Source organism: Pseudomonas fungipugnans (assembly GCF_029955235.1).
Lineage (GTDB): Bacteria > Pseudomonadota > Gammaproteobacteria > Pseudomonadales > Pseudomonadaceae > Aquipseudomonas > Aquipseudomonas fungipugnans.
The window spans coordinates 2,678,419-2,703,033 of sequence record NZ_JARBWL010000002.1 but is presented as its reverse complement, the minus strand read 5'-3'; the positions used below and the strand labels follow the sequence as shown (position 1 = coordinate 2,703,033).

At 61.7% G+C, this 24,615-nt stretch carries 20 protein-coding genes; 14 read left to right on the top strand and 6 right to left on the bottom strand.

Going from position 1 to position 24,615, the window contains the following annotated elements; translation table 11 throughout:
* Positions 1–306 precede the first annotated feature (306 nt).
* Entirely contained in the window at positions 307–2,595 is a 2,289-nt protein-coding gene (gene metE / locus POF45_RS27690; RefSeq protein WP_259502189.1) for a 5-methyltetrahydropteroyltriglutamate--homocysteine S-methyltransferase, read from the bottom strand.
* Positions 2,596–2,721: 126 nt separating this feature from the next.
* Entirely contained in the window at positions 2,722–3,111 is a 390-nt protein-coding gene (locus POF45_RS27685; RefSeq protein ID WP_282317214.1) for a c-type cytochrome, read from the bottom strand.
* A 141-nt stretch (positions 3,112–3,252) separates the two neighbouring features.
* Here POF45_RS27685 and POF45_RS27680 point away from each other — a divergent pair, with 141 nt between their 5' ends.
* Positions 3,253–3,828 (top strand): chorismate mutase, encoded by a 576-nt coding sequence (locus POF45_RS27680; RefSeq protein ID WP_282317213.1) that lies wholly within the window; start codon positions 3,253–3,255, stop codon positions 3,826–3,828.
* A 273-nt stretch (positions 3,829–4,101) separates the two neighbouring features.
* On the top strand, positions 4,102–4,842 hold the full coding sequence (locus POF45_RS27675) for a hypothetical protein (protein WP_259502175.1): 741 nt from the start codon (positions 4,102–4,104) through the stop codon (positions 4,840–4,842).
* Between the two features lie 39 nt (positions 4,843–4,881).
* Here the strand turns inward: POF45_RS27675 and POF45_RS27670 are convergent, their stop codons facing one another.
* On the bottom strand, positions 4,882–5,673 hold the full coding sequence (locus POF45_RS27670; protein ID WP_282317212.1) for a hypothetical protein: 792 nt from the start codon (positions 5,671–5,673) through the stop codon (positions 4,882–4,884).
* Between the two features lie 161 nt (positions 5,674–5,834).
* Here POF45_RS27670 and POF45_RS27665 point away from each other — a divergent pair, with 161 nt between their 5' ends.
* From POF45_RS27665 to POF45_RS27630, 8 genes are all read left to right on the top strand, one after another.
* The gene (locus POF45_RS27665; protein WP_259502171.1) at positions 5,835–6,590 is read left to right on the top strand and encodes a M15 family metallopeptidase; all 756 of its coding nucleotides are present in this window, start codon (positions 5,835–5,837) and stop codon (positions 6,588–6,590) included.
* A 175-nt stretch (positions 6,591–6,765) separates the two neighbouring features.
* Positions 6,766–7,479 (top strand): L,D-transpeptidase family protein, encoded by a 714-nt coding sequence (locus POF45_RS27660; RefSeq protein ID WP_282317211.1) that lies wholly within the window; start codon positions 6,766–6,768, stop codon positions 7,477–7,479.
* 193 nt (positions 7,480–7,672) lie between these two features.
* Positions 7,673–7,765 (top strand): K(+)-transporting ATPase subunit F, encoded by a 93-nt coding sequence (kdpF, locus tag POF45_RS27655; protein ID WP_103316005.1) that lies wholly within the window; start codon positions 7,673–7,675, stop codon positions 7,763–7,765.
* Positions 7,762–9,534, top strand: a complete 1,773-nt coding sequence (gene kdpA, locus POF45_RS27650; RefSeq protein WP_282317210.1) for a potassium-transporting ATPase subunit KdpA — start codon at positions 7,762–7,764, stop codon at positions 9,532–9,534. The genes kdpF and kdpA overlap by 4 nt, the downstream gene beginning before the upstream one ends.
* Positions 9,535–9,544: 10 nt before the next feature.
* Positions 9,545–11,623, top strand: coding sequence for a potassium-transporting ATPase subunit KdpB (gene kdpB, locus POF45_RS27645; protein ID WP_259502156.1), 2,079 nt, complete (start codon positions 9,545–9,547; stop codon positions 11,621–11,623).
* Between the two features lie 12 nt (positions 11,624–11,635).
* Complete coding sequence (gene kdpC / locus POF45_RS27640; RefSeq protein ID WP_259502151.1) at positions 11,636–12,208, top strand: potassium-transporting ATPase subunit KdpC; 573 nt, start codon at positions 11,636–11,638, stop codon at positions 12,206–12,208.
* Positions 12,209–12,321: 113 nt separating this feature from the next.
* Positions 12,322–15,015 carry a two-component system sensor histidine kinase KdpD gene (kdpD, locus tag POF45_RS27635; protein ID WP_259502145.1) on the top strand — a complete coding sequence of 898 codons (2,694 nt, stop codon included), beginning with the start codon at positions 12,322–12,324 and terminating at the stop codon, positions 15,013–15,015.
* Positions 15,012–15,701, top strand: coding sequence for a response regulator (locus tag POF45_RS27630; protein WP_259502143.1), 690 nt, complete (start codon positions 15,012–15,014; stop codon positions 15,699–15,701). The genes kdpD and POF45_RS27630 overlap by 4 nt, the downstream gene beginning before the upstream one ends.
* A 1,886-nt stretch (positions 15,702–17,587) precedes the next feature.
* Here the strand turns inward: POF45_RS27630 and POF45_RS27625 are convergent.
* The gene (locus tag POF45_RS27625) at positions 17,588–18,166 is read right to left on the bottom strand and encodes a DUF4337 domain-containing protein (RefSeq protein WP_259502142.1); all 579 of its coding nucleotides are present in this window, start codon (positions 18,164–18,166) and stop codon (positions 17,588–17,590) included.
* 245 nt (positions 18,167–18,411) lie between these two features.
* Here POF45_RS27625 and POF45_RS27620 point away from each other — a divergent pair, with 245 nt between their 5' ends.
* Positions 18,412–19,017: an SCO family protein gene (locus tag POF45_RS27620; RefSeq protein WP_259502136.1), complete on the top strand. Its 606-nt coding sequence runs from the start codon at positions 18,412–18,414 to the stop codon at positions 19,015–19,017.
* Positions 19,017–19,499, top strand: a complete 483-nt coding sequence (locus POF45_RS27615; protein ID WP_259502135.1) for a copper chaperone PCu(A)C — start codon at positions 19,017–19,019, stop codon at positions 19,497–19,499. The genes POF45_RS27620 and POF45_RS27615 overlap by 1 nt, the downstream gene beginning before the upstream one ends.
* A gap of 151 nt (positions 19,500–19,650) precedes the next feature.
* On the opposite strand, the gene POF45_RS27610 is transcribed toward POF45_RS27615, so the two are convergent.
* Positions 19,651–21,096: a SulP family inorganic anion transporter gene (locus POF45_RS27610; protein ID WP_259502134.1), complete on the bottom strand. Its 1,446-nt coding sequence runs from the start codon at positions 21,094–21,096 to the stop codon at positions 19,651–19,653.
* Positions 21,097–21,392: 296 nt separating this feature from the next.
* On the opposite strand from POF45_RS27610, the gene POF45_RS27605 reads away from it, so the two are divergent.
* Positions 21,393–22,034 (top strand): TetR/AcrR family transcriptional regulator, encoded by a 642-nt coding sequence (locus tag POF45_RS27605; RefSeq protein ID WP_259502133.1) that lies wholly within the window; start codon positions 21,393–21,395, stop codon positions 22,032–22,034.
* A 145-nt stretch (positions 22,035–22,179) separates the two neighbouring features.
* Here the strand turns inward: POF45_RS27605 and ggt are convergent, their stop codons facing one another.
* Positions 22,180–23,907: a gamma-glutamyltransferase gene (ggt, locus tag POF45_RS27600; RefSeq protein WP_259502128.1), complete on the bottom strand. Its 1,728-nt coding sequence runs from the start codon at positions 23,905–23,907 to the stop codon at positions 22,180–22,182.
* A gap of 135 nt (positions 23,908–24,042) precedes the next feature.
* On the opposite strand from ggt, the gene POF45_RS27595 reads away from it, so the two are divergent.
* Complete coding sequence (locus tag POF45_RS27595; protein ID WP_282317209.1) at positions 24,043–24,558, top strand: methylated-DNA--[protein]-cysteine S-methyltransferase; 516 nt, start codon at positions 24,043–24,045, stop codon at positions 24,556–24,558.
* The last annotated feature ends 57 nt before the right edge of the window (positions 24,559–24,615 follow it).

The following is a 24,615-nucleotide window of genomic DNA, read 5'->3' as shown; positions in this document are numbered from 1 at the left end:
CCGGTACGGATTTGCAGGATGGGGAAACAGGGTCTGGCTGACGGCAAGAAACCGAATACAGTGGCGCGACCGCGCCGGATTTACACCGGCTGCCTGTTTCTGAAGGGTTGTAGAATTTTGAAGTTACAAAATGATACAACTTCGCGAAGTGTACGCGTTCAGGCGGCCAAAGCCAGTGGGATTTGTGGTGCTGCCACGCAAACTGTGGTGCTGGCAGAGGCTCGCTCCCACAGGGATTGCGCCTCACTGTGCATAAAAAAACCGGAGCACCGTGAAGTGCTCCGGTTCGGTCCGGCAGGCCGCGAATCAGGCCAGTTCTTTACGCAGGTGACGGGCAGCGCTGACCATGTGCACCAGCGCCGCTTCGGTTTCCGGCCAGCCACGGGTTTTCAGGCCGCAGTCCGGATTGACCCACAGGCGCTCGGCGGGAATACGCTTGGCTGCCTTGCGCAACAGGTTGGCCATTTGCGAGGCGTCCGGCACCCGTGGCGAGTGGATGTCATAGACACCCGGGCCGATGTCGTTCGGGTATTCAAACGCTTCAAAGGCGTCGAGCAGTTCCATGTCCGAGCGCGAGGTTTCGATGGTAATGACATCGGCGTCCATGGCCGCGATGGATGTGATGACGTCATTGAATTCGCTGTAGCACATATGGGTATGGATCTGCGTTTCGTCGCGCACACCGCTGGCGGTCAGACGGAACGCTTCCACGGCCCAGTCCAGGTACGCCTGCCATTGTGCCCGGCGCAGAGGCAGTCCTTCACGGAACGCCGCTTCGTCAATCTGTACGATCTTGATGCCGGCAGTTTCCAGGTCGACCACTTCATCGCGCAGGGCCAGGGCCAGCTGTTGGGCCTGGACTTTGCGTGACACGTCTTCACGCGGGAACGACCACATCAACATGGTCACCGGGCCGGTCAGCATGCCTTTCATGACCTTGTCAGTCAGGCCCTGGGCGTAGCGGATCCATTCCACGGTCATGGCTTTCGGACGGCTCAGGTCGCCGAAAATCACCGCCGGTTTCACGCAGCGCGAACCGTAGCTCTGGACCCAGCCAAAACGGGTGAACATGTAGCCGTCCAGTTGCTCGGCGAAGTACTCGACCATGTCGTTACGTTCGGCTTCACCGTGCACCAGCACGTCCAGGCCCAGGCGCTCCTGCACTTGCACGGCATGGCGGATTTCGCTGTGCATGGCGTCGGTGTAGTCGGCCTCGGTCAGCTTGCCTTGCTTGAACGATTGACGCGCCAGGCGAATGGACGAGGTTTGCGGGAACGACCCAATGGTGGTGGTCGGGAACAACGGCAAGCCCAGGCATGCCCGTTGCTTGGCGATGCGCTGGGCAAACAGCGACTGACGCTGGCTGTCTCTGGCGCTGATGGCGGCAACACGAGCCTGGACGGCGGGCTTGTGGATGCGTGGCGAAGCGGCACGACTGGCCTGAACGGAACGGCTTTGCGCCAGCGCCTGGAGTACCGCCGGGGCTTCAGGCTGGTTGATGGCTTGAGCCAGCACGGCCACTTCTTCGCACTTCTGCACGGCAAAGGCCAGCCAGCTTTTCAGCTCGGGATCGAGCTTGTCTTCACGGTTCAGGTCGACCGGGCTGTGCAGCAGCGAACAGGATGGCGCGACCCACAGCCGATCGCCCAGACGCTCATGAGCGTGTTGCAAGGTTTCCAGGGCTTTTTCCAGATCGCAGCGCCAGACGTTGCGGCCGTTGACCACACCCAGCGACAGCACTTTGTAAGCCGGCAGGCGATCAAGAATGGTCGGGTACTGGTCGGGAGCACGGACCAGATCGATGTGCAGCCCGTCCACTGGCAGGTTGGCGGCCAGACCGAGGTTTTCTTCCAGACCGCCAAAGTAGGTGGCAACCAGCTTTTTCAGTGGCTCGCGCTGAATCTGGTTGTAGGCACGCTCGAAGGCGTTTTTCCAGTCCTGTGGCAGGTCGAGCACCAGGATCGGCTCGTCGATCTGCACCCACTCCACGCCTTGCGCGGCCAGACGCTGGAAGATCTGGCCGTACAAGGGCAGCAGCCGGTCCAGCAGGTCGAGCTTGTCGAACTCGGCGCCCTTGGCCTTGCCCAGCCACAGATAAGTCAGCGGCCCGATGACCACAGGCTTGACGGTGTGGCCCAGTTCGCGGGCCTCTTGGACTTCTTCGAACAACTGATCCCAGCCGAGCTGGAATTGCTGATCGGCGCTGAATTCAGGGACGAGGTAGTGATAGTTGGTGTCGAACCACTTGGTCATTTCCTGGGCGTGGGCACCACCGCAACAGTTGTCGCTGACGCCGCGGGCCATGCCGAACAGGGTTTGCAGGCTCGCCTGGCCGTCTTGCGGACGGAAACGCTCAGGGATCACACCGAACATCAGCGAGTGAGTCAGGACCTGGTCGTACCAGGCGAAATCGCCCACCGGCAGCAGTTCGATACCGGCCTTTTTCTGCAAGTCCCAGTGGGTCTTGCGCAGCTCGCGGCCGACGGCGCGCAGGCCTGCTTCGTTCAGTTCGCCCTTCCAGAAGGCCTCTTGAGCTTTCTTCAGTTCGCGATCGCGGCCAATGCGCGGAAATCCTGGGGAATGGGCCAAAGCCATGGCAATAAACTCCGATGTGGTTGATGGGAGTCATTGTCGGCAGCATGGATTAGTGAAACAAACTCATTTTAATATTGATGATCACGAGAATCTCTCATGATCACACCCCTGTGGGAGCGGGCCTGTTCAGGGTTGTGCGGGGAATGTCTGAAGATACGCCAGCAAATTCTCGATCTTCTCCTGATCACTGATGCCCCAGAAAATCATCCGCGTACCCGCCACCACCGACTTGGGATCAGCCACGTATTTGGCCAGCGTTTCCCGACTCCAGACCACGCCGGACGTCTTCATCGCATCGGAGTACTGATAACCCGTGGTCGTCCCGGCCTTGCGCCCGATCACACCGTTGAGCTGCGGGCCAAAACCGCCCCGCGCATCGCTCCCGACCTGATGGCAGCCGCCGCACAGACGCTTGAACAGTTTCTCGCCGGCCTGCGCATCGCCGTCTGCCTGGGCCTGGAGGCCGAACAGGCCGGTGGTGAGCAGGAGCGCGAGGGTCAGTGCGGTGTTTTTCATGTTCTGTTCCGGGTCAGGCGTTGAAGCAACATTGTTGAACAAACGTTGATTCAAGTCGAATGACCTGACGCAAGCTTTTGTCTGTGCTGGATAAACAATGCTTTACTCGACCGCAACAACCCTCACAAAAGAACGCTGATCATGTTCAACGCCCCACGTTTAACTCAACGGCTGAGCGGCATCGCCCTCGGCTTGTTTCTCTGTCACGCACAGGCCGCCACGACCGTCTCGGGTGCCGACACAGTCCGGCCACTGCTGGAAACTTTGAATGAACGCCTGAACATCGGCGATCTGGTGGCGCTGACCAAATGGGACAGCGGCAAACCGGTGCAGGACAGCCCGCGTGAAGCACAAGTCATCGCCAATGCCCGAAAACTGGCCGAGGCGCGCAAGCTCAATCCAGACGACGTCGCCCAACTGCTCGCCGCACAAATGGAAGCCAACAAACTGGTGCAATACGGCCTGCTGGCGCACTGGCAAGCCGTCGGCAAGGCGCCGGACACCGCACGCCCGGACCTCGCCAAACAGATCCGGCCACACCTGGATGAACTGCAAGACCGGCTGTTGCTGCAGTACGCTGACTTCGCCCCCTTCCGCCATGACCCCAACTGCCGCAGCTGGCTGGCCCAGGCCCGCGCCGGCCTGGCCCGGGACCGTCTGCATGACCTGGCGCTGATCCGCGCCACCGGGGAATTGTGCAGCGCCGCACCTCAATGACGTGTCTTCGCTGCTGATACCCGGCTGTTACCTGATCGCCCCTTCAAGGCACACAAATGTAACGCCAAGACACTTCGCCGCGCGGCCCCCCACGGCTACCTTGGACCCGTCAATGTGCTTACAGGGTTGTGACACATCATCGGCGCCACCCGCCTGCGTTTGAGCTCAAGCGCAGGCATGGAAGAACGTTACGGGTGCCGCCCGATCGCTGGTCCGATTCGATACCCGCTGCCCATTGATTGCCTGCTACACAACTCAAGACAGAGGGATACCATGAGTCAGTCAAACGTAGTCAAAAAAAACAGCCAACAACTGCAAAGCGACGTGCAGGCTGCGGTCAAGTCAATCCTGAACGCCACCACGGCACTCAAACCTTCCGACTACAACAAGGTGCTGGCGGCCACTCTGGCGGCCACGCAGAAAACCGTCTCGATCCAGATCGACGCCGCTGACCTGACCCAGCTCAAGAACTCAGGCTACCGCTTGTGCTTTGCCAAAAAGGTCGGTAACGAAGCCTATAACGTGGTCTGGCAATCCTATGACAAGTATCTGAGCTTCAACGACTTCAGCTGGACGCCCCAGTACCAGATATTCGGTACCAACACGTTCAAGGCCGACGTGACCGTCAAAGCCTCCACCAACACGGTCGACATCAGCCTGGGGCAACAATCGACCCTCAACAACGCTGGCCTGATGGGCCCAGCTGTATCCGGTGGCCCTGATACCGCCATCACCCTGATCAACAACTACGGGCCGATCCATCCCGGCATCAACCAGCTGTCCACCGGTATCGACGGTGTCCAGTCCAGCACCTCGATCTATGTGGCCATCAATCAAGTGGTCCTCGGCCAGACCACGCTGACGCCCGTCGAGAAGATCCTCGTCTGGTTCGAGCAGAATGTGCAGACCAGCACCATGTTCAGCACCTCGCGCTCCAACGCCGTCGAAATCGATCTGACCAACAGTAACGATGCAAGCCGCCTCTACATTGGTGGTATCTGGAAAACCATTTAACTGTCACGTCCGGGGCAGCCTCACGGTTGCCCCGTCTGTTTACCGCTCCTCACTGCCATCACGCGTGAAATACCCCGTCAACGACCGACAGATCGACTCGGCCAGATCCTGCTGGGTGGCGATACCGTAGGGTCGATGGCGATCAAACTGCCCTGACCAGCGAATCCGCCCACGAGCGACATCGACCAGGCGCACCGAAGCCCGCACCCGGGTTGCCTCCACCCGCACACTGCCTTCCAGCGAATAGCCGCCGCGTGTTTGCGCATTGATGCTTTTGCCTGGCACATTCATCTGAACATGACGGGTACAGCTGTCGCTGCGCTCGAACGAATCAAACAGCCGACAACTCAACTCTTCGCACAAACCCAGTGTGAAGTCGTCACCGTCGCGGGTGATGCAGGTAAACGGCTGAATATGCAAAACAGAATGACGCGTGGCGAGCGCCTTGGGTTTGTCCAGCTCATAAGCCAACCGGTAACTGCCGGCAGGCACACTCAATTGCACCGGATCCTGCTGGCCCACCGTGGCGTAATGGCTGAGGAGTTTGCGTCTCAGACGTCCCACCTGCACGCGCACCACCGGATCGTCCCCCGTGTTGTAGATCAGCGGGTCTCGGCCAAACACGGCAATGCCAATGGCGTACTCGGTGAGGGGAATATCGGAAAATTGCAGGTCGTGCTCAGCCATAAAACGCAACAGACTGCCCATCCGCCGGGACTTGGCGAACAACGGACTGGCCAACAACCGCGTCAGTATTTGCTCCACGTCTTCCCGCGCCAACGGCTTGAGCGCCGCATCCCCACTGGTCGCGCCAAGATGCTTGATCACCATCGCCCTGCTCCATGCTGGTTGACTTGCATCGTCCGACAGCCGGCCAAGAGCCAGCGTCCATACAATCCGACCAAGCTTAGCTGTTGCCAGAAGACACGGCAGATATTGTCGGCACGGCTTGATATTGTGTCGGTTCATTCGCACATTTTCTGGAAGGACCCATGCGCCCTTTATCCACCGCCACCCTGCTGTGCATGAGCCTCATCGTACCGAGCCTGAGCCAGGCCGAGCCACGGCCGGCGAACATGGTTTATCTGCGCACGGTTGACCCGACCATCGAACAGGACATCCGCTACGCCACCGCACACAACTTCACCGGCCACCCGCTGGACGGCTATGAAGCGCCGCAGTGCCTGTTGTCGCTGGACGCCGCCCAGGCGCTGGCTCGGGTGCAAGCGTCGTTGAAAGCGCAGGGCTATGGGTTGAAGGTGTTCGATTGCTACCGCCCTGCCCGCGCCGTCGCCGACATGGGGCGCTTTGCCACGCAGCCGGGAGACCCGCGTAAGGCCGAGTTCTATCCACGGGTAGACAAACAGGATTTCTGGCATTTGGGGTATGTGGCCAAAGTGTCGAATCACTCAAGGGGCAACACCGTGGACCTGACCCTGATCGGCCCCCAGGGCCTGCCTGCCGATACCTGGAGCCCAGCCGCCAGCCAGGCCGATTGCGCGGCACCGTATGGGCAGCGCTGGCACGATGGCGCGGTGGACATGGGCACCGGGTTTGATTGCTTTGATGAGCGTGCGCATACCGATAGCCAGGCGATCACTGCCACCGCTCAGCAGAACCGCGAGCGGTTGACCGAGGCGTTGAAGAAAGAGGGGTTTGTCGGGTATTCAAAGGAGTGGTGGCATTTCACTTATGCCGGGGATGGTGCACAGAAGGCAGTGATGGATTTTCCCATCACAGCACCGTAATGCCCGGCTGACCAAGATCCCCTGTGGGAGCGAGCTTGCTCGCGATGAGGCCATGACAGCCAGCATTGATGTTGCCTGACACGCCGCCATCGCGAGCAAGCTCGCTCCCGCAGGAGGCTGTGTTGAACAAAAAAACCCAGGCTGGATGAACATCCTGTCAAGGACCGATTCACTCATGAAAAAACTGCTCACCCTGCTGGCGCTGCTTTTCCCACTGACCGCCCTGGCGCAAATCCCCGCCAGCAGCAACCAGCTCATCGTCGTCACCACAGAAAACTGGAGCGACATCCACGGCAGCGCCCAGCGCTATGAACGCCACGGTGATTCATTTCAAAAGTTCGGCGAACCCTTTGCCGTGGTGGTCGGCAAAAGCGGCCTGGCCTGGGGCAAGGGCCTTGACCCGGTCGAACCCGTCGAAGGCCCGGTCAAACGCGAAGGCGACGGCAAGGCCCCCGCCGGCATCTTCAAACTGGGCACGGCCTTTGGTTACGCCACCAGCGCCGACACCCGCCTGCCCTACCTGGCGCTGACCGCCAGCAGCGAATGCGTCGATGACGGCGCCTCCGCTCACTACAACCAGCTGGTCGACGGCGCGGCCATCAGCAAGGACTGGAACAGCTCCGAACAGATGCGCCGCAAGGACGACATGTACAAAAGCGGCATTTTCATCGACCACAATACCCCCGCCACCGCCGGTGCCGGCTCGTGCATCTTCTTCCACATCTGGCGCAGTCCTGTCTCGCCGACATTGGGCTGTACCGCCATGGAGCCGGCCAGCATCGCCCGGCTGTTGCGATGGCTGGACCCGCGCCAGTCGCCGCTGCTGGTGCAAATGCCGGCCGCACAATACGAGCAGTTGCGCACCCGCTGGAAGCTGCCCGCCCGCTGAATCCGGGGGCCTTTATACGATCTTTATGATCCGGCCCCCAATCCTGTCAACAACTTACCAGGCGTCCCTCTAGGCTTTGCTCATTGACGGGAGGAAACGCCATGGACATCACATTTCTGGTACTCGGTGCACTGTTCTTTCTCAGCCTGATCGGCCTGGCACACGGCTGCGCGGCGCTCAACAGGAGACGGTCATGACAGGCTTCTATCTGTTCGGCGGCATTATCGCCGCCGGCTTGCTGGTGTATCTGGTTGCCGCGCTGCTGTTTCCGGAGGACTTCCTATGACCACTCAAGCCTGGGTGCTTCTTGGCACTTTCCTGCTGGTTCTCGGCTTGCTGGCCTGGCCGCTGGGACGGTGGCTGACTCGCGTGATGGAGGGCCGTTTTGCCTTGGGTGCGCGCATCGAATCGCCGTTGTATCGCCTGGCCGGGGTCAAGCCGGAACAGGCGATGGGCTGGCTGCAATATGCCCTGGCCCTGATCCTGTTCAACGCGCTCGGGATGCTCGCGGTCTACGCCCTGCAACGCTTGCAGGGTGTACTGCCGTTCAACCCGCAGGGCTTCGGCGCCGTGACTGCCGACTCATCGTTCAACACCGCCGTCAGCTTCGTCACCAACACCGACTGGCAAGGCTACAGCGGTGAATCGACCATGAGTTACCTGACGCAGATGCTCGCCCTGACGGTGCAGAACTTCCTGTCCGCTGCCACCGGCATCGTGGTCGCGGTGGCATTGATTCGCGGATTCGCCCGGCACAGCGCCAACAGCATCGGCAACGCCTGGGTCGACCTGACCCGCATCACCCTCTGGGTGTTGCTGCCGCTGTCGCTGATCTTTGCACTGGGCTTTGTCAGCCAGGGCGCGATCCAGAATCTGGAGCCCTATAAAGACGTCTCGACCCTGGAAGTCATGCACTACCAGGCACCGGTGCTCAATGCCGCCGGCCTGCCGACCCTGGATGCCCAGGGCAACCCGGTCACGGTCGCCGCCACCACCGACAAACAGACCCTCGCCATGGGCCCTGTGGCCTCGCAAGAGGCGATCAAGATGCTCGGCACCAACGGTGGCGGCTTCTTCAATGCCAACTCGGCGCACCCTTATGAGAACCCGACCGCGTTCACCAACTTCATGCAGCTGATCGCGATTTTCCTGATCCCGACCGCGCTGTGCTTCGTCTTCGGCCACGTCGTCGGCGACATCCGCCAGGGCTGGGCGCTGCTGGCAACGATGACGATCATCTTCGTCATCGCGGTGATCGCGGTCACCCACTACGAACAACTCGGTAACCCGCAGTTTTCCGCCATGGGCATCGATACGGCGGCGGGCAACATGGAGGGCAAGGAACTGCGCTTCGGCATCAGCGCCTCCAGCCTGTTCGCAGCGGTGACCACGGCGGCGTCCTGCGGCGCGGTCAACGCGATGCACGACTCGTTCACCCCACTGGGTGGCGCGGTGCCGCTGATCCTGATGCAGCTGGGTGAAGTGGTGTTCGGCGGCACCGGCTCCGGGCTGTACGGCATGCTCGTCTTTGCCCTGCTCGCGGTGTTCATCGCCGGGCTGATGATCGGCCGCACGCCGGAATACCTGGGCAAGAAGATCGAAGCCTTCGAGATGAAAATGGTCGCTATCGCCATCCTGATGACCCCGTTGCTGGTGCTGTTCGGCACCGCCATCGCGGTCATGGTCGAGGCCGGCAAGCTGGGTATTGCCAACCCTGGCGCTCACGGTTTCTCGGAAATTCTCTATGCCTTCACCTCGGCGGCCAACAACAACGGCAGCGCCTTCGCCGGGCTGTCGGCCAACACGCCGTTCTACAACACGTTGCTGGCGATTGCCTGCTGGTTCGGCCGGTTTGGCGTCATCGTCCCGGTGCTGGCCATCGCCGGCAGCCTGGCGGCGAAGAAACGCCTGGCGGTCACCGGCGGCACCATGCCGACCCACGGCATGCTGTTCGTGGTGCTGCTGATCGGCACGGTGTTGCTGGTGGGATTGCTCAACTATGTGCCGGCGTTGGCCCTCGGGCCGGTCGTCGAACACCTCAATATGATCAAGTGAGGCCACGAACATGACTCGTAAAGCGTTCTCCTTGCTCGACCCGGCACTGATAACACCGGCCATGGCCGACTCCGTGCGCAAACTCGACCCACGTATCCAGTGGCGCAACCCGGTGATGTTCGTCGTCTACATCGGCGCGATCATCACCACCGGCCTCTGGGTCCAGGCACTCAGTGGCAAGGGCGAAGCCAGCCAGGCTTTCATCCTCGCGATTGCCTTGTGGCTGTGGTTCACCGTGCTGTTCGCCAACTTCGCCGAGGCCCTGGCCGAAGGCCGCAGCAAGGCTCAGGCCGCCTCGCTGCGCAATCTGAAGAAAGAAACCTGGGCGAAAAAACTGCTCGAACCGCACTACGGTGCGCAGTGGCAACTGGCGCAATCGAGCGGCCTGTGCAAAGGCGATTACGTGGTGGTTGAAGCCGGCGATCTCGCCGACTCGGTGATCCCCGCCGACGGCGAAGTCGTCGAAGGCGCCGCCTCGGTGGACGAGTCGGCAATTACCGGCGAATCGGCGCCAGTGATTCGCGAATCCGGCGGCGACTTCTCGGCGGTCACCGGTGGCACTCGGGTGCTGTCGGACTGGATCGTCATCCGCGTGACCACCAACCCCGGCGAAACCTTTGTCGATCGCATGATCGCCATGGTCGAGAACGCCAAGCGGCAGAAAACCCCGAACGAGATCGCCCTGTCGATCCTGCTGGTGGCGCTGACCGTGGTGTTTCTCGGCGTGACCGTGACGCTGCTGCCCTTCTCGCTGTTCGGCGTTTCCGTGGCCGGCGCCGGCACGCCGGTGTCGATCACCGTGCTGATCTCACTGCTGGTGTGCCTGATTCCCACCACCATTGCCGGCCTGCTCTCGGCCGTCGGTGTAGCGGGCATGAGCCGCATGATGGAAGCCAATGTCATCGCCACCTCGGGCCGCGCCGTGGAAGCGGCGGGCGATGTCGATGTGTTGCTGCTGGACAAGACCGGCACCATCACCCTCGGCAACCGCCACGCCTCGGCTTTCCTGCCGGCGCCGGGGGTCAAGGAAGCGGAGCTGGTGGACGTGGCACAACTCGCCTCCCTGGCCGACGAAACGCCGGAAGGCCGCAGCATCGTGGTGCTGGCCAAACAACGCTTCAACCTGCGCGAACGCGACATCGCCGCGCTCGATGCACACTTCGTGCACTTCTCCGCACTGACCCGCATGAGTGGCGTCGACATGGGCACTCGCCAGCTGCGCAAAGGCGCAGGCGAGGCGATCGTGCGCCATGTGCAAAGTCTGGGCGGACACTTTCCCGAGGCGGTGCAAACCCTCGTCGAAGAAGTCGCACGCCGGGGCAGCACACCGCTGGTGGTGGCCGATGGCACCAAAGTACTGGGGGTGATCGAACTCAAAGACATCGTCAAGGGCGGGATCAAGGAGCGTTTTGTCGAACTGCGGCGCATGGGCATCAAGACCGTCATGGTGACCGGTGACAACCGCGTCACGGCGGCGGCCATCGCTGCCGAGGCCGGTGTCGATGACTTTCTGGCCGAAGCCACACCGGAGCAGAAACTCGAACTGATCCGCAGCTACCAGGCACAAGGCCGCCTGGTGGCAATGACCGGCGACGGCACCAACGATGCTCCGGCACTGGCGCAGGCGGATGTCGCGGTGGCCATGAACTCCGGGACACAAGCGGCCAAGGAAGCCGGCAACATGGTCGACCTGGACAGCAACCCGACCAAGCTGATCGAGGTGGTGGAAACCGGCAAACAGATGCTGATGACCCGCGGTTCGCTGACCACGTTCTCGATTGCCAACGACATCGCCAAGTATTTCGCCATCGTGCCGGCGGCGTTTGTCACCACGTATCCGTCGCTTGCGGCGCTGAACATCATGGGCCTGACCAGCCCGAATTCGGCGGTGCTGTCGGCGGTGATTTTCAATGCGCTGATTATCATTTTCCTGATTCCACTGGCCCTCAGGGGCGTGAAATATCGCCCGGTCGGCGCGGCACTGCTGTTGCGGCGCAACCTGCTGATCTACGGGTTGGGCGGGGTGATCGTTCCATTCATTGGCATCAAGTTGATCGACATGGCATTGACCGTCGTCGGTCTGGTTTAAGGGAGCACTGTCATGATCTCTTTATTGCGTCCGGCGTTGACCCTGTTGATTGCCCTTTCACTGATCACCGGGCTGGCCTATCCGCTGATCACCACCGGCATCGCCCGGCTGGTGTTCCCGTCGCAGGCGGCGGGCAGCCTGATCGAGCGCGACGGCAAAGCGGTCGGCTCGTTGTTGATCGGCCAGGGCTTCAGCGAACCGAAGTATTTCTGGAGTCGCCCTTCCGCCACCAGCCCCATGCCTTACAACCCGCTGGCGTCGGGCGGCTCGAACCTGGGCCCGATGAACCCGGCGCTGGCGCAGGCCATCAAGGACCGGGTCGAGGCCCTGCACGCCGCCGATCCCGGCAACAGCGCCACGGTGCCCGCCGACCTGGTCTACAGTTCCGCCAGTGGCCTTGATCCGCACATCAGCATCGCGGCGGCGTTGTACCAGGCCGGGCGCGTGGCGCGAGTACGGGGTTTGCCGGTGGAGCAGGTTCGGCAACTGATAGATGCACAGTCGCAAGGCACACTGCTGGGGTTTGTCGGTGAACCGAGGGTGAATGTGCTGGCGCTGAACCTGGCACTTGATGCTGCACATTGAGGGGATGGGCCACACTGAAACTGTGGTGAGCGATTGATCTGTGGCGAGGGAGCAAGCGCCCTCGCCACAGTTTTTTGTCCAGGGGTGGACAGTACTGAAACAAGGTGGACCCGATGGCCGAACAACGTCCTGACCCGGACCAGCTACTGGCCCGGATTCAAGAACAGGAAGCGCAAGCCAAACGCGGTCGGCTGAAGATTTTCTTCGGCGCCAGCGCCGGTGTCGGCAAGACGTACGCGATGCTGGCCGCCGCCCATGCCGCGAAACTGCAAAACATCGACGTGCTGACCGGCGTGATCGAAACCCATGGCCGTGCCGAAACCCAGGCGCTGATTGCCGGCCTTGAATCTCTGCCCCTCAAACAGGTTGTCGACAAGCAGCGCACCTTCACCGAGTTCGACCTCGATGCCGCCCTCGCCCGTCATCCGGGGCTGATCCTGATCGACGAACTGGCGCACTCCAACGCCGTGGGCTGCCGTCACCCCAAACGCTGGCAGGACGTGGAGGAATTGCTCAGCGCCGGCATCGACGTCTGGTCAACGATGAACGTACAGCACCTGGAAAGCCTCAACGACATTGTCGGCGGCATCACCGGCATCCGCGTCTGGGAAACCGTACCCGACCATGTGTTCGACACCGCCGACGAGGTGGTCATCGTCGACTTGCCCCCCGATGATCTGTTGCAGCGGCTCAAGGAGGGCAAGGTCTATCTGGCGCAACAGGCCGAACGGGCGGTGCAGAATTTCTTTCGCAAGGGCAACCTGATCGCCCTGCGCGAACTGGCCCTGCGACGCACCGCCGACCGGGTCGACAGCGACATGTTGCAGTACCGTCAAAGCAGCGCGGTAAAACCGGTATGGAGTACCCGCGATTCGCTGCTGGCCTGCATCGGTCCCGATGAGCAGGCACAAAAAACCGTGCGCTCCACTGCCCGCCTGGCGGCTCAGCTCAACGTGCCGTGGCACGCGGTATTTGTCGAAACCCCGGCGTTGCAGCGTTTGCCCGAGGCCAAGCGCCGTCGGGTGCTGGCAACGCTGAAACTGGCGCAGGACATGGGCGCGCAGATCTCGACCCTGTCCGGTCAGAACGTTGCCGATGCGCTGGTCAAATACGCCCGCCAGCACAATTTATCCAAGGTGGTGCTGGGCCGTGACGAACAACCGCGGCGGCGGTTCTGGCGCCAGCGCCTGGCCGACCGCATCGGCGTGCTGGGCGCCGATCTGGATGTGATTCAGGTGTCGCTGCCGGCCGGCCGTCCTGCCACCGAGCCCGCGTCCAGCCACGACGAAAGCCCGATCCCGTGGTCAGCCTATCTGTGGAGCGTCGCGCTGTGTGCCGCCACCACGCTGATCGCCCTGCCCCTGGCCGGCCTGCTTGAACAAGCCAACATCGTCATGCTGTTCCTGCTGGCGGTGGTGGCCGTGGCCGTGCGTTTCGGGCGCGGTCCGGCCGTGCTGGCTGCATTTGTGTCGGTGGCGGCGTTCGACTTCTTTTTCGTCTCGCCGCGCTTTTCCTTCGCCTTCGCCGATGCCCAGTACCTGGTGACGTTCATTGTGATGCTGGTGGTCGCACTGGTGATCGGGCAGATGACCGCCGGCCTGACGTATCAGGCCCGCGTGGCGCAGCGGCGTGAAGACCGCATGCGCGCGTTGTACGAGATGTCGCGGCTGTTGTCCGCTGCCTTGCTGACCGAACAGATCGCCGAGATTGCCTCGCGCTTTCTGTCCGCCGAATTTGGTGCGCGCTCGGCGCTGCTGGTGGCCGATGATCACAACAAACTGCTGGCACCGATGGTCACCGGCGACGCCCCGCACGTCGATACGGCCATTGCCCAGTGGTCCTACGACAAGACCGAACCGGCCGGATACGGCACCGATACGCTGCCCTCCAGTTCCACGCTGTACCTGCCCCTGTCGGCGCCGATGCGGGTACGCGGGGTGCTGGCGGTGCAGCCTCGCGATACCACCCGGCTAGTGGTGCCGGAGCAGCGGCGCCTGCTCGACACTTGCGCGTCCCTGCTGGCCATTTCGCTGGAGCGGATCCACTACATCAACGTCGCGCAGGACACCACCTTGCAAATGGAGTCCGAACGCCTGCGCAACTCGTTGCTGTCGGCGATTTCTCATGACCTGCGCACGCCGCTGTCGGTGATGGTCGGGCTTGCTGAAGCGCTGCAACTGACCCAGCCGCCGCTGACCGGCGACGCCGCCGAGATCGCCACGGCGGTGGGTGAATCGGCGATGCGCATGAACACGCTGGTCAACAACCTGCTGGACATGGCGCGCCTGGAGTCCGGCAAAGTGGTGCTGAACTGCCAGTGGCAACCGGTAGAAGACGTGGTGGGCAGCGCCTTGCGCGCCGTGCAGCCAATTCTTGGGGCACGGCATGTCGACGTCGTACTGGATAACGATGTGCCGCCGGTGCGCATCGATGCGGTGCTGATCGAACGCATCCTGATCAACCTGCTGGAAAACGCGATCAAGTACACCCCGCCAGACACGGCGATTCGCCTGGGCGCCAGGGTCACGCCAGAGACCCTGGAACTGTGGGTCGCCGATAACGGCCCCGGCTTGCCGCCCGGTCAGGAAGAAGCGATCTTCAGCAAATTCATGCGCGGCAAGAAAGAAAGTGCGATTCCCGGCGTCGGCCTGGGTCTGGCGATCTGTCGGGCAATTGCCCTGGCCCACGGCGGCACCATCGTCGGCAGCACCGACCCGAACGGCGGCGCCTGCTTCACCTTGCGTCTGCCCCGCGAAGAACCGCCGCTGGAACCCTTTACGCAACAGCCTGAGGAGGACGCGCCATGAGCGAATCTGCGGCCCGCGTGCTGATCATTGAAGATGAAAAAGAAATCCGTCGTTTCGTGCGCATGGCCCTGCAAGCCGAAGGCCTCGAGGTGCACGAGGCCGAGACGTTCAACCGTGGCCTGATCGACTCCGGCACGCGCCGTCCGGACCTGATCGTGCTGGATCTGGGACTACCCGACGGTGACGGCATCGACCTGATCCGCGATGTGCGCAGCTGGTCGTCTGTGCCGATTATCGTGCTGTCGGCCCGGGGTGCGGAATCGGACAAGATCCTGGCGCTGGACACCGGCGCCGATGACTATCTGGTGAAACCGTTCGGCACTGGAGAACTGCTGGCACGGGTCCGCGCCCTGCTACGCCGGCAAACCAAAGACGCCGACAACAATGCGGTGTTGAGCTTTGGTGACGTACGCATCGATATCGAACGACGAGTAGCGGAGCGCGCGGGTGCGCCCTTGCACCTGACGCCACTGGAATACCGCTTGCTGGTGCACTTGTGCTCGCACCCGAACCGGGTGCTGACGCACCTGCAATTGCTCAAAGCGGTCTGGGGACCGTCGCACACCACCGACACGCCTTACTTGCGCGTGTTCATGGGGGGGCTGCGTAAAAAAGTCGAGGCCGACCCGTCCCAACCCCGGCATCTGGTGACGGAGACGGGGATTGGGTATCGGTTTATTCCATGAGTCTCTGCAACTGCGCCGCTTTTGTGGCGAGCGAGCTTGCTCGCGCTGGAGGGCGAAGCACTCCCAAAAAGGACCAATGCAATTTATCTGATAAACCGCAATCACCGGTTTGGGGCGGCTTCGCCACCCAGCGCGAGCAAGCTCGCTCGCCACGGGAGTCCGCTCTCGACTGTAGCTTGCTCGCCACGGGAGTCCGCTCGCCACTAGAGCAGTGTGGTCAGATGTGCAACCACACCAACGTCCCCAATACCACGCTGCCCCCCGCTGCCGTATAAGCCAGCTTCTTCAGCCACTCCGCCCCAACCCCGGCATCTGGGGACGGGGATTGGGTATCTCTGCAACTGCGCCGCTTTTGTGGCGAGCGAGCTTGCTCGCGCTGGAGGGCGAAGCACTCCCAAATAGGACCAATGCAATTTATCTGATAAACCGCAATCACCGGTTTGGGGCGGCTTCGCCACCCAGCGCGAGCAAGCTCGCTCGCCACAGGAGTGCACTCTCGACTGTAGCTCGCTCGCCACGGGAGTCCGCTCGCCCCTAGAGCAGTGTGGTCAGATGTGCAACCACGCCAACGTCCCCAATACCACGCTGCCCCCCGCTGCCGTATAAGCCAGCTTCTTCAGCCACTCCGCCCCAACCCCGGCATCTGGGGACGGGGATTGGGTATCTCTGCAACTGCACCGCTTTTGTGGCGAGCGAGCTTGCTCGCGCTGGAGGGCGAAGCACTCCCAAAAAGGACCAATGCAATTTATCTGATAAACCGCAATCACCGGTTTGGGGCGGCTTCGCCACCCAGCGCGAGCAAGCTCGCTCGCCACGGGAGTGCGCTCTCGACGGTAGCTTGCTCGCCACGGGAGTCCGCTCGCCACTAGAGCAGTGTTGTCAGATGTGCAACCACGCCAACGTCCCCAATACCACGCTGCCCCCCCGCTGCCGTATAAGCCAGCTTCTTCAGCCACTCCGTCCCAACCCCCGGCATCTGGGGACGGGGACGGGGATTGGGTATCTCTGCAGCTGCGCCGCTTGTGTGGCGAGCGAGCTTGCTCGCGCTGGAGGGCGAAGCACTCCCAAAAAGGACCAATGCAATTTATCTGATAAACCGCAATCACCGGTTTGGGGCGGCTTCGCCACCCAGCGCGAGCAAGCTCGCTCGCCACAGGAGTCCGCTCTCGACTGTAGCTTGCTCGCCACGGGAGTGCACTCTCGACTGTAGCTTGCTCGCCACGGGAGTCCGCTCGCCCCTAGAGCAGTGTGGTCAGATGTGCAACCACGCCAACGTCCCTAATACCACGCTGCCCCCCGCTGCCGTATAAGCCAGCTTCTTCAGCCACTCCGCCCCAACCCCGGCATCTGGTGACGGAGACGGGGATTGGGTATCTCTGCAACTGCACCGCTTGTGTGGCGAGCGAGCTTGCTCGCGCTGGAGGGCGAAGCACTCCCAAAAAGGATTAATGCAATTTATCTGATAAACCGCAATCACCGATTTGGGGCGGCTTCGCCACCCAGCGCGAGCAAGCTCGCTCGCCACGGGAGTGCACTCTCGACGGTAGCTCGCTCGCCACGGGAGTGCGCTCGCCTCTAGAGCAGTGTTGTCAGATGTGCAACCACGCCAACGTCCCCAATACCACGCTGCCCCCCGCTGCCGTATAAGCCAGCTTCTTCAGCCACTCCGTCCCAACCCCGGCATCTGGGGACGGGGATTGGGTATCTCTGCAACTGCACCGCTTTTGTGGCGAGCGAGCTTGCTCGCGCTGGAGGGCGAAGCACTCCCAAAAAGGACCAATGCAATTTATCTGATAAACCGCAATCACTGGTTTGGGGCGGCTTCGCCACCCAGCGCGAGCAAGCTCGCTCGCCACAGGAGTGCGCTCGCCACTAGAGCAGTGTTGTCAGATGTGCAACCACGCCAACGTCCCCAATACCACGCTGCCCCCCGCTGCCGTATAAGCCAGCTTCTTCAGCCACTCCCGGCGCGTCAACAAGGTGATCGCCGCCAGTGAAATCGCAATCTGAATCGCCGTCATTGCCTGCGCCCAGCGATGATGCTGATGCAACACCCGCTCCGACTGCTCGTCCCATTCCCGCGCCTTGGCTTCCAACTCTTCGGCCTTCACGCGCACCACTTCCTTCTGATTTTTGTAGCGCTCGGCTTCTGCAAGGTAATGCCCCGCATCAAGGCCGGGAATGTGCGCGGCCAGTTCCGACAGGTTCTGCCGGCTGGATTTGGCCTGGTAATAATTCCACTGGTTCGAGGCTTCGGTTTTCTGGATGGCGGCGTTGTTCTTGTCCATCGCCGCCTCGCTCTCGGTGGAGCCCGCCTGATAGCTGAGCAACGCGCCGAGGGTCGCCATGATCGCCGTCATGACGGCGATTTTGCTGGCGAAGCGATCGCCTTGGCCATGGGCGTGGTGCGTGGCGTGTTCGACATGTTGTTCGTGGGGGCTGGGAACTTCGAACTCTTCAGACATGGATTTCAATCTTCAGGGAGTGAACATGTTTCAAAGTGTAACGAGTGTCATCGCCGAAAGCGCTATCTCAATCGGGGCTATCGGGCCGAAAACAGCGAAAATTCCGAGCGCGTTGCGTCCCCTCTCCCTGCCCGTTCACTCATTGGCCGCAAACGATCGGCAGCATTTTGATACCATGCGCCGCTTTACGACTGATCTGCCTTTCGTTTCCTGCGACTGGCAGGCTCCCCAAAGGGCAGTAATGAATGAGCGTTTTGTTGAACCGCCGCCAGGTGATTGCAGGTATGGGACTGTTCGGTCTGGGCATCCTGAGCGGTTGCGATAGCCGAGGCGAACTGTCTTACAAATACGGCAAGGATCTGAGCGACAAGATCATGGGCCGCACGTTCAAGCTCATGGACACGGATGGCGAGGTCAGAATGCTGTCGAGCTATCGCGGGTTGATGCCGATGGTGTTCTTCGGTTTCACCCAGTGCCCGGCGATCTGCCCCACGACGCTGGCCCGCGCCGTAAAAATCAAGAAGCTGATGGGGCGCGACGGCGACCGTCTCCAGGTCATTTTCATCACCCTGGACCCCGAGCGCGATACGCCGCAGGTGCTGGACGCCTACGTCAAAACCTTCGACCCGTCTTTTGTCGCCCTGTACGGAACACTGGAACAAACAGCCGCCACGGCTAAAGAGTTCGATGTGTTCTACGAAAAAATACCCAGCGGCTCGACCTACACCCTGTCCCACACGGCGACCAGCTATGTGTTTGATTCCAGGGGAACGCTGCGTCTTGGATTGTCTCAATCGCTTTCGGCACAAGAGTGTACGGAAGATCTGCTCACTGTCATGGAGGTCTGCTAATGAACTCAACACTCAATCAAACCGGCGTCGCCCGACGCATCAAACAAGCCTTTCTCGGGCTCTCGCTGCTGGGCCTGGCGTACCAGGTGTCGGCCCAGACGCAGGTGGACGACGCCTGGGTACGCGCCACCGTCGCCGGTCAACAAGCGACCGGGGCGTTCATGACCCTCACCGCCAGCAGCGACAGCAAGCTGCTCAGTGTTCAGTCACCGGTGGCTAAAACCGTGCAGATTCACCAATCGTCCATGAAAAACGACGTGATGAGCATGCAGCCGGTCGACTCCGTTGCCCTGCCTGCCGGCAAGGCCGTCACCCTCGATCCTCACGGCTATCATGTGATGCTGATCGACCTGAGCGCGCAGGTCAAAGAAGGCACCACAGTGCCGCTGACGCTCACGGTAGAAAATGCCAAAGGCGAAAAAGAGTCGATCGAGGTCCAGGCCCAGGTGCGGGCATTGAACATGGCCGACCACAAGATGTGAACGACAGGTGCCCCAGGCCTGGCAGCAATGGCGATCTCTCCAGGATGAGGCCCGTCGATGACAGGCGGTTGCCGGGAACCAGCGCTTAAGGCGCTGGTGTGTTGGGCTCAGCAATGCCATTGCCGATACGCCAGCCAAAAGCCCGGCCTCATCAGCAGTAATCGCCGCCCTCTCGCTTGAGCAGTTGCTTGCAGCGCTGCGACAAGTGAAACACCCGCAGATGCTTGCCCGCTTTTTCATAGCGTTCGCGCAAGGTCTTCAAGGCGGCGATCGCCGAGTAATCGACAAAGCTCAAATGACGGCAATCCAGAGTCACCTGCGCCGGGTCGTTGGCCGGGTCGAACTGATTGAGAAACGGCGTGGTCGAGGCGAAGAACAGTATGCCGTGCAGGCGATAGAGCTTGCTGCCGTCCGGTTCCAGGTGAGTGTCGGCGTACAGCTCGCGGGCCTGCTGCCAGGCGAAATTGAGCGCGGCAATGATGATGCCGCAGAGCACGGCGGTGGCCAGGTCGGTGAACACGGTGATGGTGGTCACGGCGATGATCACCAGCACGTCGTTTAGCGGCACCTTGTTCAGCACCCGCAGCGAGGCCCAGGCGAACGTTTGCTGGGACACAACGAACATCACGCCCACCAGCGCCGCCAGCGGAATGCGCTCGATCAGCGGTGACAGAAACAGTATGAACAGCAAGATCAGCAACCCGGCTACGACGCCGGACACTCGTCCGCGGCCGCCGGAACTGAGGTTGATCACCGTCTGGCCGATCATCGCGCAGCCGCCCATGCCGCCAAATGCGCCCGACACCATGTTCGCCGCGCCGAGGGCCACGCATTCACGATCCGGGTCGCCACGGGTCTCGGTGATTTCGTCGGTGAGGTTCAGGGTCAGCAGGGTTTCCAGCAGGCCGACCAGCGCCATCAGGATCGCGTAGGGGGCGATGATGCGCAGGGTTTCCAGGTTCCAGGGGATGTTCGGCAGGGCAAGATTGGGCAGGCCACCGGCGATGTGCGCCATGTCCCCGAGGGTGCGGGTCGGCAAGCCGAGCAGGTACACCGCCAGGCCGACACCGAGAATCGCCACCAGCGCCGGGGGCACAGCGCGGGTCAGGCGTGGCAGCAGGTAGACGATGGCCATGGTCAACACCACCAGGCCTGTCATCAGGTACAGCGGCGTACCGCTGAGCCAGGTGTCGCCGCTTTTGAAATGCTCCAGTTGCGCCAGGGCAATGATGATTGCCAGGCCGTTCACGAAACCGAGCATCACCGGGTACGGCACCATGCGCACCAGCTTGCCCAGGCGCAACAGCCCGAACGCCATCATGATCAGCCCGCCCAGCAGCACCGTCGCCAGCAGGTATTGCACGCCGTGCTGTACCACCAGCGCGACAATCACCACCGCCATCGACCCGGCGGCGCCGGAGACCATGCCCGGCCGCCCGCCGAACAGCGCGGTCAAGGTGCAAATGATGAACGCGCCGTAGAGCCCCATCAGCGGATTGAGGTGCGCCACCAGCGCGAAAGCAATGCATTCGGGCAACAGGGCGAACGACGTGGTGAGCCCGGCCAGGACATCGGCGCGCAGACGGTTGGCTTTCATGGGGTACCTGAGGTGACGGGCGAAAATTAGGGGGGCGGATGTTACGGAATTGAGAGCGCCGCGGCCAGTTGGTTGAGCGCATCGACCCTGTGGCGAGGGAGCTCGCTGCCGCTGGAGTGCGCAGCAGTCCCCTTTTGTCGGGCAAAGCACGGGGCCGCTGCGCGGCCCAGCGGGAGCAAGCGTCCTCGCCACAGGTTATTGATCACTTCTCCCCTTATCTGATTGCTTTCCACAGTTCTGGCCCTACCGCTATGTAGTTTTGTATATTGCGAGCTCGTATTTCCCAAGACACCCCCATGACCCGCATTCGCCAGCACAATCAACAGCTCATTCTGCAAGCGGCCAGCGCCGAGTTTGCCGCCCGGGGCTTCGACGCCACCCAGACCCGTGACATCGCCGCTCGTGCCGGCGTGCCCAAAGCCAACCTCTATTACTACTTCCAGACCAAGGAAAACCTCTACGCCCGCGTACTGCTGGGGTTTGTCGAACCCTTGCTGGAGGCATCGGCAGTGCTGCGCGAAAGCGACGACCCCACGCAGGGCTTGCAGGCCTACATTGCCGCGCGAATCCGCATCGCGCGCGAACACCCGCATATCGCCAAGGTGTTCAGCGGTGAACTGCTGCTGGGCGGCCGGCAATTGCCCGCCGAATGCCGCGACCTGCTGTACGCCGAGGCCCAGCGAAATGTCGAATGCCTGCGCAGCTGGATCAATCGCGGCCTGCTGGCACCGGTCGACCCGGAGCATCTGATGTTGTTCATCTGGTCGGCGACACGCACCTACACCACGCTCGGCTGGCAGATGGCGCACATCACCGGGCGGCAAACGCCGCAGGACGAGGATTATCAGCAGGCGGCGGCGACGATTACGCGGTTGGTACTGGGTGGCGTGGCGTCACAGGGAGTGAGCGCGGGCAGGACTTTATTGTTTGCGACGTGAAAGACGATGACCCATCAACACCCGACCCTTGGGAGTGAGCCTGCTCGAAAACGCGGTGTCTCAGTCAGCACTGATGTTGACTGACAGATTGCATTCGCGAGCAGGCTCGCTCCCACAGGGGGGCATTTAACTTTCCGATTACCCGTCAGTAGCCCAGCGATAACCCGGTATTGCGGCGTGGGTCATTCGCCCCATAGAAGCGGTTGTTGCCCACCGGTTTGCCCTCCAGCGACGGCGCACCCACCAGAATCGCCGCAATGTGGTTGGCGTCCTGCGGGCCAGTGAATTTATGGCCCCAGCTTTCGAGGATCTTCTTCGTGTCCGGGCTGACGGCGAAGTTCTCCAGGTTGGTTTCTTCCGGCAGCCATTGCTGGTGGAAACGCGGTGCATCGACCGCTTCCTGGATGTTCATGCCGTAGTCGATCACATTCAAGATTGTCAGCAAGGTGGCGGTGATGATCCGGCTGCCGCCTGGGGTGCCGACCACCATCACCACTTTGCCATCCTTGGTGACGATGGTCGGGCTCATGGACGACAGCGGCGCCTTGCCGGGGGCAATGGCGTTGGCTTCGCCCTGCACCAGGCCGTACATGTTCGGCACGCCGATCTTGGAGGTGAAGTCGTCCATTTCGTCGTTGAGAATGACCCCGGTCTTGCTGGCCATGACCCCGGCGCCGAACCAGTCGTTGAGGGTGTAGGTCACCGACACCGCGTTGCCCCATTTGTCGACGATGGAGTAATGCGTGGTGTTGCTGCCTTCGTGAGGCGCTACGCCGGGTTTGATCTCACGCGACACACCGGCCTTCTGCGGGTCGATGGCGGCGCGCAGTTTGGTGGCGTAGTTTTTGTCCAGCAGGTGGCTGATCGGGTTCTTGACGAAATCCGGGTCACCCAGATAGCTGTTGCGGTCTACGTAGGCGTGGCGCATCGCTTCGATCTGATAATGCATGCCCTGGGCCGAATGGTAGCCCAGGTCCTTCATCGGGTAGCCGTCGAGGATGTTCATGATCTCGCAGATCACCACCCCGCCGGAGCTTGGCGGCGGCGCCGAAACCACATGGTAGCCACGGTAATCGCACTCCACCGGAGCCAGTTCGCGGGTCTTGTATTTGTCGAGGTCGGCCTGGGTGATGATGCCCTTGTTGGCCTGGCTGGAGGTGACGATGGCATCGGCCACCCAGCCCTTATAGAAGCCATCGGCGCCCTTCGCGGAAATTTCCCGCAGGGTCTTGCCCAGGTCTTTTTGCACCAGCGTCTGCCCGACCTGCATCGGCTCGCCGTTGCTGAGGAAGATCGAACCGGAATCGCGCGCGTCCTTCTTGAACACGTCAGTGGCGGTGTGCAACAGATCGATATCGCCCTGCTCCAGCACAAAGCCTTCTTCGGCGAACTTGATCGCCGGGGCGATCACTTCGGCCCGGGGCTTGGTGCCATATTTCGTCAGCGCCAGTTCCATGCCGGAGACAGTGCCCGGCACGCCGACCGCCAGGTGGCCACGGGTGCTCAGGTCGGGAATGACGTTGCCCTGCTTGTCGAGGTACATGTCGGCGGTGGCCGCCAGCGGGGCTTTTTCGCGGAAGTCGAGGAAGGTCTTGCGCCCGTCCGCGAGTTGAATGGTCATGAAGCCACCGCCGCCCAGGTTGCCCGCTGCGGGGTACACCACCGCCAGCGCATAACCGACGGCGACTGCCGCATCCACGGCATTACCGCCACTTTTGAGTACATCGACGCCGACATGGCTGGCCAGATGCTGGGCGGTGACCACCATGCCGTTTTCGGCCGCCACCGGGGCCACGGAGGCCGCATGGGCCATCAGACAGCTGAGCGCCAGCGAGGTCGCTATCAGCGATTTGGCAAAAGGTTCGAACTTCATGAGTCGGTCTCTTCTTGTTATTAATCAGGAAAGCGCTTCAAGAACAGTAGCCAGTATGGTCGGGATTGCGTATTGCGCCTCCCCGCTCAAGCAGTATGCTGGGCCTCTTCCTCCCTCTTTTTGGAGCCTGTCGGCATGCGCTACACCTGCATCACCATGGCCTCGCCGGTCGGCGAGTTGAAGCTGGTCGCGAACGGCGCACGACTGGCAGCCATCCTCTGGGAAAACGACAAACCGAACCGGGTACGCCTCGGTCCGATGAGTGAAGCACCCGACAATCCGATCCTGATTCGCACCGCGCAACAGCTGCAGGAATATTTTGCCGGCACGCGTCAGCACTTCGATCTGGAGCTGGATTTTGCCGGGACGGACTTTCAGAAAAAAGTCTGGCAAGCGCTGCTGACCATCCCGTTTGGCGAGACCCGCAGCTACAGCCAGATAGCCCAACAGATCGGCAACCCGAGCGCGGTGCGGGCGGTGGGCGCGGCAAATGGCAAGAACCCGATTTCGATTGTTGCGCCGTGTCACCGGGTGATTGGCGCATCGGGGAAGTTGACCGGGTTTGCCGGAGGGCTTGAGGCGAAGGAGTTGTTGTTGACGCTGGAGGGGGCCGGTTGGGCCGGGGTCGGCAGGACGGGGGATTTGTTTTGATTGAACACGCGCTTTTGTGGCGAGGGAGCTTGCTCGCGCTCCAGTGCGCAACACTGG